The following is a 12097-nucleotide window of genomic DNA, read 5'->3' on the forward strand; positions in this document are numbered from 1 at the left end:
CAGCACCTCCTGGTCACAATTGTGCCCGATCCGCGGTCGGCGGCCAGTCGTAACTCGCCGTGACCGGTGCGTGGTCGGTCCAGCGGGTGTCGTAGCTCTCCGGCCGTTCCACCACGATCGACCGCGCCCGCGTCGCCAACCGCGGCGTCGACACGTGGAGATCGATCCGCCAGCCGGAGTCGTTGTCGAACGCCTTGCCCCGGTAGGACCACCACGTGTACGGCCCAGGCCCGTCGGGGTGCAGCAGCCGCAGCACGTCGCGATAGCCAGCCTCGTCGAACACCCGGGACATCCAGGCACGTTCACCCGGTGTGAACCCGGCGTTCTTGCGGTTGGCCTTCCACGCCTTCAGGTCGATCTCCTGGTGCGCGATGTTCCAGTCCCCGCAGACCAGCACCTCGCACCCGTCCGCCGCCGCCTTCGCGCGCAGTTCGACCAGGTACGGCAGGAACGTCGCCATGAAGCGTTCCTTCTGGTCCTGCCGCAGCGTCCCCACCTCGCCGCTGGGCAGGTACACGCTGGCCACGACCAGGCCGGGGAACCACGCCTCGACGTAGCGGCCGCTGGCCTCGAACTCGGGTACACCGAAGCCGACCCGGGTGGCGAGCGGTTCCGCGCGCGAGTACACCGCGACCCCGTTGCGGCCCTTGAGCAGCGTCGATGTCGCGTGCGTGACGAACCAGCCGTCCGGGGCACCGGCCTCGGCGGGCAGCTCGTCCGGCTCGGCGCGCACCTCCTGCAGGCACACCACCTCGGCCGACGTGGCCGCCAGCCACTCCAGGAAGCCCTTCTTGGCAGCGGCCCGCAGCCCGTTGACGTTGACAGTCGAGACGGTCAGCACGCCGTAGAGAGTAGGTCCCTAGCCGCAGTTGCGGCCTTCCAGGGGTTTGAGGAACTCCGATGACGCCCACCGGGCGTCGCCGAGCTTGCGGAAACCGTTCTGCACCACCGGGTCCGCGTCGCTCTCCGCGCCGACCTTGAACTTGCCGACGATATCGGCGTTCGGGTCCGGCGCCGAGCGCACGTTCAGGATGTCCGCGGTGACCGCGACGCGGCACCGGGCGGTGCTGCTGGTCGGCGTGGTCGACTCGCTGTTCGGGCGGTCGACGCCCATCGAGTAGATGATGACCAGCCCGACAATCGCGCCACCCACCAGCACGGTCTTCGGCAACACCGTTTCACTCTCCCTGCCGCGTCAACGACGTCCCTTCCACGTTGACGCAACCCGAGGGGCCGCCGCCAGTGCCAATCGGGCTAACCACCCACTGGGGCCAATGCCTGCGACGCACCGTCACCGAACGCGAGCGGGCCCCCGCCGACACGCGGCGGGGGCCCGGGAGCAGGCAGAGCGAGCGTCAGCCCGCCATCTTCTTCTGCAGGTTCTCGTCCAGCGTGCCGAGGAACTCCTCGGTGGTCTGCCAGGCCTGGTCCTTGCCGACCAGCAGGGCCAGGTCCTTGGTCATCTTCCCGCTCTCCACGGTCTCGATGACGACCTGCTCCAGCGCCTCGGCGAAGCCGGTCACCTCGGGGGTGCTGTCCAGCTTGCCGCGGTGCGCGAGGCCGCGGGTCCAGGCGTAGATCGAGGCGATCGGGTTGGTCGAGGTCGGCTTGCCCGCCTGGTGCTGGCGGTAGTGCCGGGTGACGGTGCCGTGCGCGGCCTCCGCCTCGACGGTGCGGCCGTCCGGGGTGGACAGCACGGAGGTCATCAGGCCGAGCGAGCCGAAGCCCTGCGCGACGGTGTCGGACTGGACGTCGCCGTCGTAGTTCTTGCACGCCCAGACGTAGCCGCCCTCCCACTTGAGCGCGGCGGCGACCATGTCGTCGATCAGCCGGTGCTCGTAGGTCAGGCCCTTGGCCTCGAACTCGGCCTTGAACTCGGCCTCGAAGACGGCCTGGAAGATGTCCTTGAAGGCACCGTCGTAGGCCTTGAGGATGGTGTTCTTGGTGGACATGTACACCGGGTAGTTGCGCTGCAGGCCGTAGGAGAAGGACGCGCGCGCGAAGTCCTCGATGGACTTGTTGTAGTTGTACATGCCCATGGCCACGCCGCCGTCGGCGCCGTAGTTGGCGACCACGTGCTGGATCGGCTCGGAGCCGTCGGCCGGGGTGAAGGTGATCGTCAGCTCACCGGCGCCGGGCACCTTGAAGTTGGTGGCCTTGTACTGGTCACCGTGCGCGTGGCGGCCGATGATGATCGGCTTGGTCCAGCCGGGGACCAGCCGCGGGATGTTCGAGATGATGATCGGCTCGCGGAACACCACGCCGCCGAGGATGTTGCGGATCGTGCCGTTGGGCGAGACCCACATCTTCTTCAGGCCGAACTCCTCGACCCGCGCCTCGTCCGGGGTGATGGTGGCGCATTTGACGCCGACCCCGTGCTCCCGGATGGCGTTCGCGGCGTCGATGGTGACCTGGTCGTCGGTGGCGTCGCGGTGCTCGATGCCCAGGTCGTAGTACTCCAGGTCGACGTCCAGGTACGGGTGGACCAGCTTGTCCTTGATGAACTTCCAGATGATCCGGGTCATCTCGTCGCCGTCGAGTTCGACGACCTTCCCCTGGACCTTGATCTTGGCCATGAGCCGCGGTGCTCCTCTCGCCTGCTGAATCCCGAAAACGGTACAAGCGTACTGGTAACTCTCCACCCGACGCCTGTGGGCACGGTCACCCGGATCGTAGGCCGTCAAGGTATCTTGACAGTCATGTCCGACCTGGAGCTCCCCGGCCACCACGGCACCGTCATCGACCACCGTCCTACCTGCGACTGCGGCTGGCACGCCGACCACCCGTCCGAGACCCGCGCCGACGCCGAGTCCGAGTGGTGGCGGCACGCCCTGATCGCCAACGAGGCCCGCCCCCCGGACTGGCTCCTGGTCAAATCCGACGTCCTGCGCGAACAGGTCACCGAGATGATCCGTACCCGCCCGGAAGCCGCGCTGCGACTACTCGCCGAGATCGACACCTGGCACCGACCACTCACCCAGCACGCCGTCGCCGCCTACCGGTCGACCGGCGCGTCCTGGACCGACGTGGGCAACAACCTGGGCATCACCAGACAGGCCGCCCACGAACGCTTCCGCCACCTCGACACGTGACCCAGGCCCGACGCCCCTGACCGGGCCCGGTCAGGGGCGTCTTCGGCCGCTGCCCCTCAGTTCGTCGAGGGGGCGGTCCACTCGTGGGCGAGCATGGCGTAGACGGCCTCGTCGGCCCAGCGGCCGCGGACGAACTCGTTCTGCACGAAGTGCGCCTCCCGGCGTAGGCCGAGCTTTTCGAGGACGCGCGCGGAGGCGTGGTTGGCGGCGTCGAGTCGGCCGATGACGCGGTGCATGCCGTAGTGCTCGAACGCCAGCCGCAGCAGTTCGGTGGCGGCTTCGTGGGCGTAGCCGTGGCCGTGGTGGTCGGGGCTGATGACGTACCCGATCTCCGCGGTCCGGTGCTGGACGCTGTTGTAGGCGAGAATGACGTCACCGATCAGGGCCCCGCTGTCACGTGAGGTGACCGCCAACCCGATCACATCACCGTCGTTCTCGAAGACGACCGGCCCGACCCGCCTGCGCAACGCCTCCTCGGTCTCCGCGCGCGTGCGCGGCCCCCAGTACAGGTAGGTCGTGACATCCTCGCGCGACTGGTACGCGTGTATCGCCTCGGCGTCTGCGAGGTCCAGCGGCCGCAAGATCAGTCGGCGGGTCGTGATCGGAAACGCGGGACTGGGCACGACCGGAACCCTAGTGTTGTCGCGGCGCGATTGGCTTTCGAGTTTCTGGGGGTGGGCCCGGTGTCGACCGGACCGACGCACGCGATCAGCGGCCTGGCGGCCTGGGCGGCGGTGACCGCGCTGGCCGCCGACAGCGCCATCGGCAACCTGTCCACCAAGGGCTGGCTGGTCGGCGCGATCCTGGCCACCGGCGCCGCACTGCTCCCGGACCTGGACCACCCGGAGTCCACGGTCTCCGCCACGTTCGGCCCGGTGACGCAGGCCGCCTCTAGTCTCCTCAACGGCCTCAGCAGTGGGCTCTACCGGTTAACTCGAACAAAACGTGACTCCAAACGCGGCGGCGGCCACCGCGGGTTCACACACACGCTCGTGTTCGCGGTCATAGCGACAGTGGTGACTACCGCGATCGTGCAGACCAGCCGCTCGTGGGCCCTGCCGTTGCTGATGTTCTTCTTCTGCGGCCTGGCGGTGCGCGGCATCATGCACAAGTGGTCCCCCCGCCACGACGCCCTGTGGATCACCGGCACGGCCCTGATCCTGACCTACGCCTGCCTGAAGTGGACCGACCACTCCGACGCCAACGCCGCAGCCTGCGGAGTGGCCGTCGGCATCGGCTGCATCGCCCACTACCTGGGCGACGCCATCACCGAGCAGGGCTGCCCCATCCTGTGGCCGGTCCCCATCGGCCTGAAGACGTGGTACCCGGTCGCCCCACCCAAGATCCTCCGCATGCGCACCGGCGGCCGGGTGGAGATGGCCCTGGTCGGCCCGGTCCTGACCGTGGTGGCGATCTGGATGTCGGCCATCGCCCTACACCGCACCGGCGCCCTCCCCATGCTCGACGGCATCCGCCTCGCCCCCTGGACCTAACCCGGCCGCGCCCGCGTCCCTGATCCCGGACCCGGTCGTCTCGGCGGAACGGGCGCAGCAGTGGGATCTGCTTCCGCCTCCCAGGAGTCGTTGCCACAGGTCGGCTCAGTTTGTTCGGTACAGTTAATTGGCTATCAACCGAACACCTAGGAGCAGGGCCCGCGGTGGCGGGACTGGCCCATGTTGCTCGACCAGCAGGTGGCCTGATGTATGCGGCCGTCTTTGCACAACGGAGACCAGCCCCGATCCAGACCGTATGCGAGCCAGTCCTCATCCGCGACGTGCTGGGCGTCATTCGGAAAGTGATCGGCGGCTCGGTGTACCACCCAGCCGAGTTCGACCAGCCGCTCCGCAACTCGGCGGCCCAACCCGCGGTCGAGGAAGAACTCAGGCGGCGTGGCTGGCATGAACTCGGCAGATCGCCTCGACCTGGTCCACGGCCAAGCCATACTCGTAGGCCACCGCCGAGAACGGCTCGCCCGCGAGCCACAGGTCGACGACGGCATCAACCGGCACCTTGCTCGACCGGATCACCGGAACACCGTGTCCGAACCTGGGGTCGAGGATGACCGGCGCGACGTCCGGGTACTGCCGAAGCCGTAGACTCCCGGCGAAGTCATCCGCCGTGTCCCACTCGATAAAGTGCAGGTACCCATCGATAATCTCGCGGATCGGCTGCTGGTTGTCCCCGACCCTGGCCAGTTCGTCACCCGCGTAGTGCACGAAGATGTCCACGCCATCTGTGGTGATCTTCTTTGTCGCGAGGGCATACGGCGTCTTGAACGTCTTGCGGATCTCCGCCGCCGCCTGCTCGATCTTCGCCATGCCGAGGCCGAGGTCGCGCAACGACCGCAGTACGTACGCCTCGACCACCGCGATGAACGGGACCGACGGCCTCCCACGCTTCTCCGCCGGGACCTGGTGGACCAGCGGTGCCCCGTGCGCCTTCTCACCGAGCCAGTAGCGCACCGTCGAGACCGGGATCTCAAGGTGGCGGGCGACATCTTTCGGAGTCAGCATCGGGTCGTGGAACTTGTCGACCACGCCCGGCACCCCCACCCTAGCTCCGACCAGCACTGGCATCGTGACCAGCGCGAACCCCGATCATCATAGCGATGTGCGACACCTTCCGGTGGAGCGCACAGGACAGCGCGTCGCCTGTGCGCCCGTGTCACGATGACACCCATGAGCCCGAAGATCTGCATCGCCCAGAACCCCGACGCGGATGCCCTGCTCGATCGGGAGCCGCTCGCGCTGGTGATCGGGATGTTGCTGGACCAGCAGATCCCCATGGAGGTCGCGTTCAACGGCCCCTACAAGCTCTTCACCCGGCTGGGCAAGCTGGACGTGCATGAGATCGCGGAGTACGACCCCGAGGCGTTCGCGACGTTGGCGACCACGCCGCCAGCGATTCATCGGTATGGGGGGTCGATGGCGAAGCGGGTGCAGGCGTTGTGTCAGTTTGTGGTGGCCGAGTACGACGGTGACATCACGGCTGTGTGGAAGAAGGGAAAGCCGGACGGCAAAGAGGTGCTCAAGCGGCTCAAGGCGTTGCCGGGGTATGGGGAGCAGAAGGCGAAGATCTTTCTCGCGTTGCTCGGCAAGCAGCGCGGTGTGGCCCCGGCGGGCTGGCGGGAGGCGGCCGGAGACTACGGATTGGCGGATAGCAGGCGGTCGGTCGCGGATGTCGTGAGTGCTGAGACGCTTGCCGAGGTTCGGGCGTTCAAGAAGGCCGCCAAGGCCGCCGCGAAAGGGTAGTCGCGCGGGGTTCGGAAAACCCGGCACGTCATGGGGTGCAGGCAAATGCGCGGCAACGTGGGTGCGTCCGTCGCCCGCCGGGATGGAAGTAGATTCCTCCCGTGACCTCGGTGCCTCCCCCTCCCCTGATCCCCGGCCTCACCCTCGCGGGCCCGCTCGGCCAGGGCGGTTTCGGCACCGTCTTCCTCGCCCGGCAGGACCAGCTCGGCCGCGACGTCGCGGTCAAGGTCGACAACCGGGTGCTGCAGACCGAACGCGACCGTGACCGGTTCCTCCGTGAGGCGCGCGCGGCGGCGCGGCTGTCCGGTCACCCGCACGTGGTCAACGTCTATGACGCCGGGGTGACCGCCGACGGCAGGCCCTACATCGTGATGGAGCTGTGCACCGGCGGCTCGCTCGCCGACCTGCTCGACCGGCGCGGCCGACTGCCGTTCGACGAGGTCGTCGAGATGGGCGCGGACCTGGCCGACGCACTCGCCCAGGTGCACCAGGTCGGCATCCTGCACCGGGACATCAAACCGGCGAACATCCTGGTCAACGCGTTCGGCGCGGTGAAGCTGGCCGACTTCGGGCTGGCCGCGATCCTGGACGCGCACGCCGAGAGCACGATCACCGTCGGCGCGCTCAGCCCGTACTACGCCGCTCCCGAGGTGTTCGCGCAGGCAGCACCGACCGCCGCAGGCGACATCTACTCGCTCGCCGCCACTCTCTACACGCTCGCCGCAGGCACCCGGCCGCGTGACATCCCGTGGCCCGCGCATTCGCTGGACGATCTGATCACGGCGTTGCGCGCGCCCGTCCAACCGATCCCGGATGCGCCGCCCGCCTTCAACGCGGCTCTGCTCAACGCTCTGTCCTCGGACGCCGCGCGACGCACGAGCGACGCGACGCAGTTGCGGGACGAGCTCAACGGGCAACGCGCGGTCCGACCGCTGCCTCAGATCGCATCGGACCTGGTCCGCAAGCTGCGTATCGCCGCAGCATCGGTAGCCGTCATCTTCCTGTTCTTCATGGGTTTCCTTACCCGCGGACTGTTCACCGGTGACGAGAAGCAGGTCGCCACTAACACGCCCGGTACACACACCCCGACGAGCGCGGCCGCCACACCTGCCGCTCCTGCGGTGCCACCGGGGATGTCGCCGTGCGGGGACAGCGGTACCAACGGCTTCTGCATCGACGACAAGTGCTTCGGCGGCCTGGTCGTCACCTCGGGCGTGGACGTGAAGGCGAAACCGATCGACTGCGACGAGGACCACACCTGGCAGGCGTTCTCCGGCACCTGGCTCCCGGTGTCCAGCGACGGCGCGCCGGTCAAGTCCATCGGCGAGTTACCCGAGGTCAAGGCCGTCTGCACCGACCGGGTCATGTCCGCGCGGACCGCCAAGGACCAGGACACCCGCGGCTGGGAGATCGACATCTTCCCCACCACGGTCGGCAGCCCGACCCGCCCCTACCTGTACTGCATCGCCCGCCCGAAGGACGGCGACCGCGACGAGAGCGCGTTCACCACCGGATAGGGGCCGTAGGGGTCGGGCAAAACGGATATCCTTCGTGGTAAACCACCACCGATTCCCCGGGGGCCCCGATGCGATCCCGTCTCGCCACCCTAGCCCTGGCGACCGCCCTCCTCGGCACCCTCACCGCCTGCGAGACCGTGCGCGAAGCGAGCAACACCGCGAGCAACGCCGCCGACAAGGCGACCGTGTGCGTGCAGGCCCTGGAGCTGGCCAACTTCACCCCCAGCTCACAAGACCTGGACAAGACGGCCGAGGACGCGAAGAAGACCGTCGACGAACTGAACGAGCTCAGCCACAAGACCGCCGACCAGGCCGTCAAGGACGCCATCAACGACATGTCGGCGAAGATCAACGAACTGGCGGTGCCGGACCTCAACCCGGCCAACATCACCGCCTACGCCAAGAACAAGATCGACGCCTTCGCCGCCCTGACCAACGCCTGCCTGTAGCGCCCCACCCTGTGGACAACTCCGCGCACGCTCACTGCTTGACCGGGTAGCGTGAAATTCGGGGGGTCCCCTGGCAGTTGTCCACAAGCTGTCGAATCATCCACAGGTGCCGAAGGCGTGGTCGGCTCAGGAGCGGGCTGCGAGTAGGGCGCCTACCAGGGCTGCGTCGGTGCCGAATCGGGCCTGGGCGACGACTGTGTGGACCAGGCCTTCCGAGCGGGTGGCCAGGGCCAGGGCGGTTCGGGTGGCCAGGGTCGGGAGGGCGGTGCCCAGGCCGCCGCCGATGTGGGCTCGGGTGGGGTGGGTGGGGGTGGCGAGTTCGGTGAGGGCGGTGGCAAGGGCGATGGCGGCCTCGTCCAGCACGGTGTTGGCCCAGGGGGCGTTGGCGGCGGCCGCGGCGGCGAGTTGGGCGGTGGTGGTCGGGTGGCCGCGGACCTCGGTGGCGCGGATGGCCATGGCGCGGCCGGAGGCGACGGTGCGGAGGCAGCCGGTGCGGCCGCAGGGGCAGGGGGTGCCCGCGGGGTCGACGGTCAGGTGGGCCAGGTCCGTGCCGGGGACGGGGCGGCCGCCGCGGATGATGCCGCCGGTGAGGCCGGAGCCGAGGGACAGGTGGACCAGGTCGGCGCAGCCCGCGTTGTGGGCCTCGGCCAGGGCGGCGGCGCTGCCGTCGTCCAGGGTGGTGATCGTGGCGGTGTCGGTGGCCTCGCGGAGGGTGTCCAGCAGGGGGACGCACTGCCAGGTGGGGCGGGCGTCCCAGGTGGCGACGACGCCGTTGGGGTCGAGTGGGGCCGCGGTGGCCAGGCCGACGCGGTCGATGGGGGCCGCGAGTTCGGCGCGGGCGCGGGCGACGGCGTCGCACAGCAGTTTGCGGTCGGCGGGCCAGTCCGGGCCGGGCCAGGTCGACCTGGTGGTCCAGGTGCCGTGGGGGCCTGCCGCGCGGAGCGCGAACTTGGTGGCGCCGATGTCGATGGCCAACAGGTTTTCCGTTGTCACGATCAAGTCCTCGAACGAAGTCGGGTGCGTGCACCGGTCCGCCCGCCCGGCGGCCACTGGTGATCTTCGCCGATGACCGGGCGCACGGTCCATAGTCCGTAGGGATGGTCTCCGCCACCACACCCGAGTCGGGGGAAATCGGGGCCGCCGGGAATCTTCACCGTCGAACGACCACTGTGGATGGTCAGCGCCAGTGGACGGCAACCGACTCCGGCTGCGGCAAAGCGGGCTCGACACCCCGGCTGAACACCGGTGACTCGCCGCCGGGGGTCGCGCGGAACCCGGCTGCCACAAGGGCGACGCGGAGCGGGACGTTGCGTTCGGTTGGCCGCAACGGGATCCGCACCACACCGGCGGCGGCGGACACCAGCCACGCCAGCAGGGTGTCCGACACGCCGCGGCCCATCGCGCGGCAGGACATCATCACGTGTTCGACGGTCCAGGCGTCGTCGGCGACCCTGACCACGGCGGCGCCGACCAGGCCGTCGTCGACGAACGAGTCCGACAAACCCAGGCACACCACCAGATGCCCAGCGGACCGGATCAGCGCATGAAGCTCGTCCTCGGGCAGGATCACTCCGCGCGAGTTGAACTGAGTGGTCCGTACGGACATCTCGTGCAATCGCGGAACATCCGACGGGTCCGCGTGCCACAACTCGACCGTCGTATGCACCGAGCGGAGGAAGTCCTCGTGGCTGCCGGTGAACCCGGCGGCCGCCGTCGCGCGTTCCCGGGCCGCCACGTACTTCGCCGAGCGGGTACGGCCTTCCGCAGTGATCGCGGGCGGGGTGAACTCTGGCCAGGACATTGCCTCGTGGATGTCCTCCGGGCTCAGCGCGAGCACTCGGGGCAATGCCGCGCTGACCTCGGCGCGTTCGAACGCGTCGTCGTCCACGAAGGCGATCGCGTCGACGGCGATGTTCAGCTCCGAGGCGATTGCCTCGATCGACCGGGATTTGCGCTCCCAACCGTACTGCGGTGCGACGAACGGACCCGGCCAGTCGATCGCGGCGACCGCGCGCGCGGCCAGGTCCGGCGGGTTGCGGCTGGCGATGCTGTTGAGGATTCCGCGCTCGTGCAACGTGGTCAGCGTGGCGAGCATGCCTGCGGCCACGGTCGGCACGACGTCCTCGGCGCGTTCCAGCAACACGCCCTCGAACAGGGTGCGGTCCAAGTCCCAGACCACGCATTTGACCGCGGTCACGGGAAACGCTTGCGCATGGTGAGGTGCACGGCCTCGAACCCGAACTTCCGGTACAGCACCCGCATCGGCCCGTTCTCCACGTGCACCTTGCCGACCAGCTCGGTGACGCCCGCCCCGGTGGCGCGCTGCAGAATGATCCGAAGCAGGATCTCGCCGATCTCGGTGCGATCCGCGTGCGGGAAGGTGGCCAGGGTGCGGAAGTTGCCGTAGCGGGCGCCGGTGAGCGAGTTGGCGCGGTTCGACAGCCAGCCCCAGCCCAGCGCGGTGCCGGGGTCGTCGGCCGCGACCACGACGACGGTGACCTCGCCCGCGCCGCCCAGCGAGCGGCGCACCCGGTCGGTGTGCGTCTTGGGGTCCACCACGGCCTCGTCGCCGAAGGAGATCTTGGCGACCTCGATCTCCAGCAGGGCGATCCGCGGCAGGTCGGCCTCGGTGGCGTCGCGGACCAGGTAGCGGTCGCTCATCTCGTCCCCAACGGCATCGGTCGGAACTTCTCGCTGTGGCAATGCGGGCATCCGTCGCTCTTGAGCTGGGCGATCGTCGTCCAGCGCTGACCGGGGCCGACCTTGTGCACCTGCTTGCAACTCGCGCACTGGTACGGGCGCGCGACGGCGGCGCGGCTGTCGGCGGTGTAGAGGGCGCCGGTGTGGGCGCCCTCGATGACCGGCTTGGCGCCGGGCGTGGTGCGCAGGTGGTACTGGTGGCTGGTGCCGCCGAGCACGCCCGCGCCGGTGTAGGTGTTGAAGTTCGGGACCAGCGAACGCATCGCCAGCCCCATCTCGGCGATCCGCGCCTGCACCCGGTTCGTCTCGTCCGGCCTGCGCGCGCCGAACGCGAAGAACACGTGCTGACCGCCGCCCTCGGCCAGCGCCGTGACCGCGCGGGACAGGAACAGCTCGGCGCCCGCGACGGTGTAGGGCGGGTCGGTGAAGGCCATGTCGAAGCGGCCGAGCAGGTTGTCCGGCAGCGGCTCGGTCAGGTTGTGCTCGACGGTGGTGATCGGCAGGTCGAACCGCGCGGCCTCGGCGGCCACGAAGCCCAGCAGGTCGGTGTCGACGTCGACCACGGTCAGCTCGAACCGGCCGGACGCGCCCGCAGTGACCCGGGCGTAGTGCGCGACGGCGAGCGAGGTGAGGTCGTCGTCGCCGATGAACACGATCCGCTTGTCCAGCGCGCCGTGCTGCATCAGCAGCGCGACCCGGCGCAGCTTGCTGTCGACCGTGCAGTGCGCCTGGTCCAGCTCCAGCTTCGCGCCCGGCTGCGCCTCGAACGTGCGGTCCAGCTCGGCCGCCAGGCCCGCGAGCGCGTCGGTGAGCACGGTGCCGCGGCCGTCGCAGGTGGGGCAGGGGGTCGCGCCGACGACCAGGCCGCCCGCGAACGCCGCGCGGCCGTCGGGGGTCAGTCGGGTGGGGCGTTCGCCGGAGACCACGCCGAGCTGCCGCAGCTCGTTGCAGACCGCCGTGACCAGCGGCACCGGCAGCTCGACGTGCCTGCTGATCTCGCGCGCGGGGACCGGCTCGTGCCGGGCGATCACCCGGATGATGTCCTGGACCCCGACGACGCCCTCGGCGAGACCGACGGCCCGCGCTAC

The 12097-nt window shown here is 69.3% G+C and carries 15 protein-coding genes; 5 read left to right on the forward strand and 10 right to left on the reverse strand.

Going from position 1 to position 12097, the window contains the following annotated elements; all coding sequences use genetic code 11:
• Positions 1-13: 13 nt before the first annotated feature.
• The 3 genes from C503_RS0113195 to C503_RS0113205 all read right to left on the reverse strand — a co-directional run bounded on the left by C503_RS0113195 (position 14) and on the right by C503_RS0113205 (position 2576).
• The gene (locus tag C503_RS0113195) at positions 14-841 is read right to left on the reverse strand and encodes an exodeoxyribonuclease III (RefSeq protein ID WP_018682686.1); all 828 of its coding nucleotides are present in this window, start codon (positions 839-841) and stop codon (positions 14-16) included.
• Positions 842-859: 18 nt separating this feature from the next.
• Entirely contained in the window at positions 860-1174 is a 315-nt protein-coding gene (locus C503_RS0113200) for a hypothetical protein (protein ID WP_018682687.1), read from the reverse strand.
• A gap of 181 nt (positions 1175-1355) precedes the next feature.
• Positions 1356-2576: an NADP-dependent isocitrate dehydrogenase gene (locus tag C503_RS0113205; RefSeq protein WP_018682688.1), complete on the reverse strand. Its 1221-nt coding sequence runs from the start codon at positions 2574-2576 to the stop codon at positions 1356-1358.
• A gap of 123 nt (positions 2577-2699) precedes the next feature.
• Between C503_RS0113205 and C503_RS39225 the strand changes: the two genes are divergently transcribed.
• Positions 2700-3092, forward strand: coding sequence for a hypothetical protein (locus C503_RS39225; protein ID WP_018682689.1), 393 nt, complete (start codon positions 2700-2702; stop codon positions 3090-3092).
• 56 nt (positions 3093-3148) lie between these two features.
• Here the strand turns inward: C503_RS39225 and C503_RS0113215 are convergent, their stop codons facing one another.
• Positions 3149-3715: a GNAT family N-acetyltransferase gene (locus tag C503_RS0113215; protein WP_018682690.1), complete on the reverse strand. Its 567-nt coding sequence runs from the start codon at positions 3713-3715 to the stop codon at positions 3149-3151.
• Between the two features lie 60 nt (positions 3716-3775).
• On the opposite strand from C503_RS0113215, the gene C503_RS0113220 reads away from it, so the two are divergent.
• On the forward strand, positions 3776-4585 hold the full coding sequence (locus C503_RS0113220; RefSeq protein ID WP_033400588.1) for a metal-dependent hydrolase: 810 nt from the start codon (positions 3776-3778) through the stop codon (positions 4583-4585).
• 146 nt (positions 4586-4731) lie between these two features.
• Here the strand turns inward: C503_RS0113220 and C503_RS48860 are convergent, their stop codons facing one another.
• Both C503_RS48860 and C503_RS0113225 read right to left on the reverse strand, forming a co-directional pair.
• Positions 4732-5091, reverse strand: coding sequence for a PIN-like domain-containing protein (locus C503_RS48860; RefSeq protein ID WP_425393521.1), 360 nt, complete (start codon positions 5089-5091; stop codon positions 4732-4734).
• The gene (locus tag C503_RS0113225) at positions 4973-5668 is read right to left on the reverse strand and encodes a DUF433 domain-containing protein (protein ID WP_211222389.1); all 696 of its coding nucleotides are present in this window, start codon (positions 5666-5668) and stop codon (positions 4973-4975) included. Before C503_RS0113225 ends, C503_RS48860 begins: the two co-directional genes overlap by 119 nt.
• Positions 5669-5770: 102 nt before the next feature.
• Between C503_RS0113225 and C503_RS0113230 the strand changes: the two genes are divergently transcribed.
• From C503_RS0113230 to C503_RS0113240, 3 genes are all read left to right on the forward strand, one after another.
• A complete protein-coding gene (locus C503_RS0113230; protein ID WP_018682693.1) occupies positions 5771-6343 on the forward strand; it encodes an HhH-GPD-type base excision DNA repair protein in 573 nt (190 codons plus the stop codon).
• A gap of 101 nt (positions 6344-6444) precedes the next feature.
• Positions 6445-7860, forward strand: coding sequence for a serine/threonine-protein kinase (locus C503_RS45895; protein WP_018682694.1), 1416 nt, complete (start codon positions 6445-6447; stop codon positions 7858-7860).
• A 68-nt stretch (positions 7861-7928) separates the two neighbouring features.
• Positions 7929-8309, forward strand: coding sequence for a bacteriophage spanin2 family protein (locus C503_RS0113240; RefSeq protein WP_018682695.1), 381 nt, complete (start codon positions 7929-7931; stop codon positions 8307-8309).
• A gap of 126 nt (positions 8310-8435) precedes the next feature.
• On the opposite strand, the gene C503_RS0113245 is transcribed toward C503_RS0113240, so the two are convergent.
• From C503_RS0113245 to C503_RS0113260, 4 genes are all read right to left on the reverse strand, one after another.
• A complete protein-coding gene (locus C503_RS0113245) occupies positions 8436-9302 on the reverse strand; it encodes an ROK family protein (protein ID WP_169514537.1) in 867 nt (288 codons plus the stop codon).
• A 184-nt stretch (positions 9303-9486) separates the two neighbouring features.
• Positions 9487-10506 (reverse strand): HAD-IIIC family phosphatase, encoded by a 1020-nt coding sequence (locus tag C503_RS39235; protein ID WP_018682697.1) that lies wholly within the window; start codon positions 10504-10506, stop codon positions 9487-9489.
• Complete coding sequence (locus C503_RS0113255) at positions 10503-10970, reverse strand: GNAT family N-acetyltransferase (RefSeq protein ID WP_018682698.1); 468 nt, start codon at positions 10968-10970, stop codon at positions 10503-10505. The genes C503_RS39235 and C503_RS0113255 overlap by 4 nt, the downstream gene beginning before the upstream one ends.
• Complete coding sequence (locus tag C503_RS0113260) at positions 10967-12040, reverse strand: bis-aminopropyl spermidine synthase family protein (protein WP_018682699.1); 1074 nt, start codon at positions 12038-12040, stop codon at positions 10967-10969. Before C503_RS0113260 ends, C503_RS0113255 begins: the two co-directional genes overlap by 4 nt.
• Positions 12041-12097: the final 57 nt, after the last annotated feature.

It is taken from the genome of Actinokineospora enzanensis DSM 44649 (genome assembly GCF_000374445.1).
GTDB lineage: Bacteria > Actinomycetota > Actinomycetes > Mycobacteriales > Pseudonocardiaceae > Actinokineospora > Actinokineospora enzanensis.

Excerpts from the sequence above, each read along its gene's own strand:
- C503_RS0113240 (WP_018682695.1), top strand. The coding sequence starts at position 7,929 with ATGCGATCCCGTCTCGCCACCCTAGCCCTGGCGACCGCCCTCCTCGGC.
- C503_RS0113225 (WP_211222389.1), bottom strand. The coding sequence starts at position 5,668 with ATGCCAGTGCTGGTCGGAGCTAGGGTGGGGGTGCCGGGCGTGGTCGAC.
- C503_RS39225 (WP_018682689.1), top strand. The coding sequence starts at position 2,700 with ATGTCCGACCTGGAGCTCCCCGGCCACCACGGCACCGTCATCGACCAC.
- C503_RS0113255 (WP_018682698.1), bottom strand. The coding sequence starts at position 10,970 with ATGAGCGACCGCTACCTGGTCCGCGACGCCACCGAGGCCGACCTGCCG.
- C503_RS0113205 (WP_018682688.1), bottom strand. The coding sequence starts at position 2,576 with ATGGCCAAGATCAAGGTCCAGGGGAAGGTCGTCGAACTCGACGGCGAC.
- C503_RS0113230 (WP_018682693.1), top strand. The coding sequence starts at position 5,771 with ATGAGCCCGAAGATCTGCATCGCCCAGAACCCCGACGCGGATGCCCTG.
- C503_RS48860 (WP_425393521.1), bottom strand. The coding sequence starts at position 5,091 with ATGCCGTCGTCGACCTGTGGCTCGCGGGCGAGCCGTTCTCGGCGGTGG.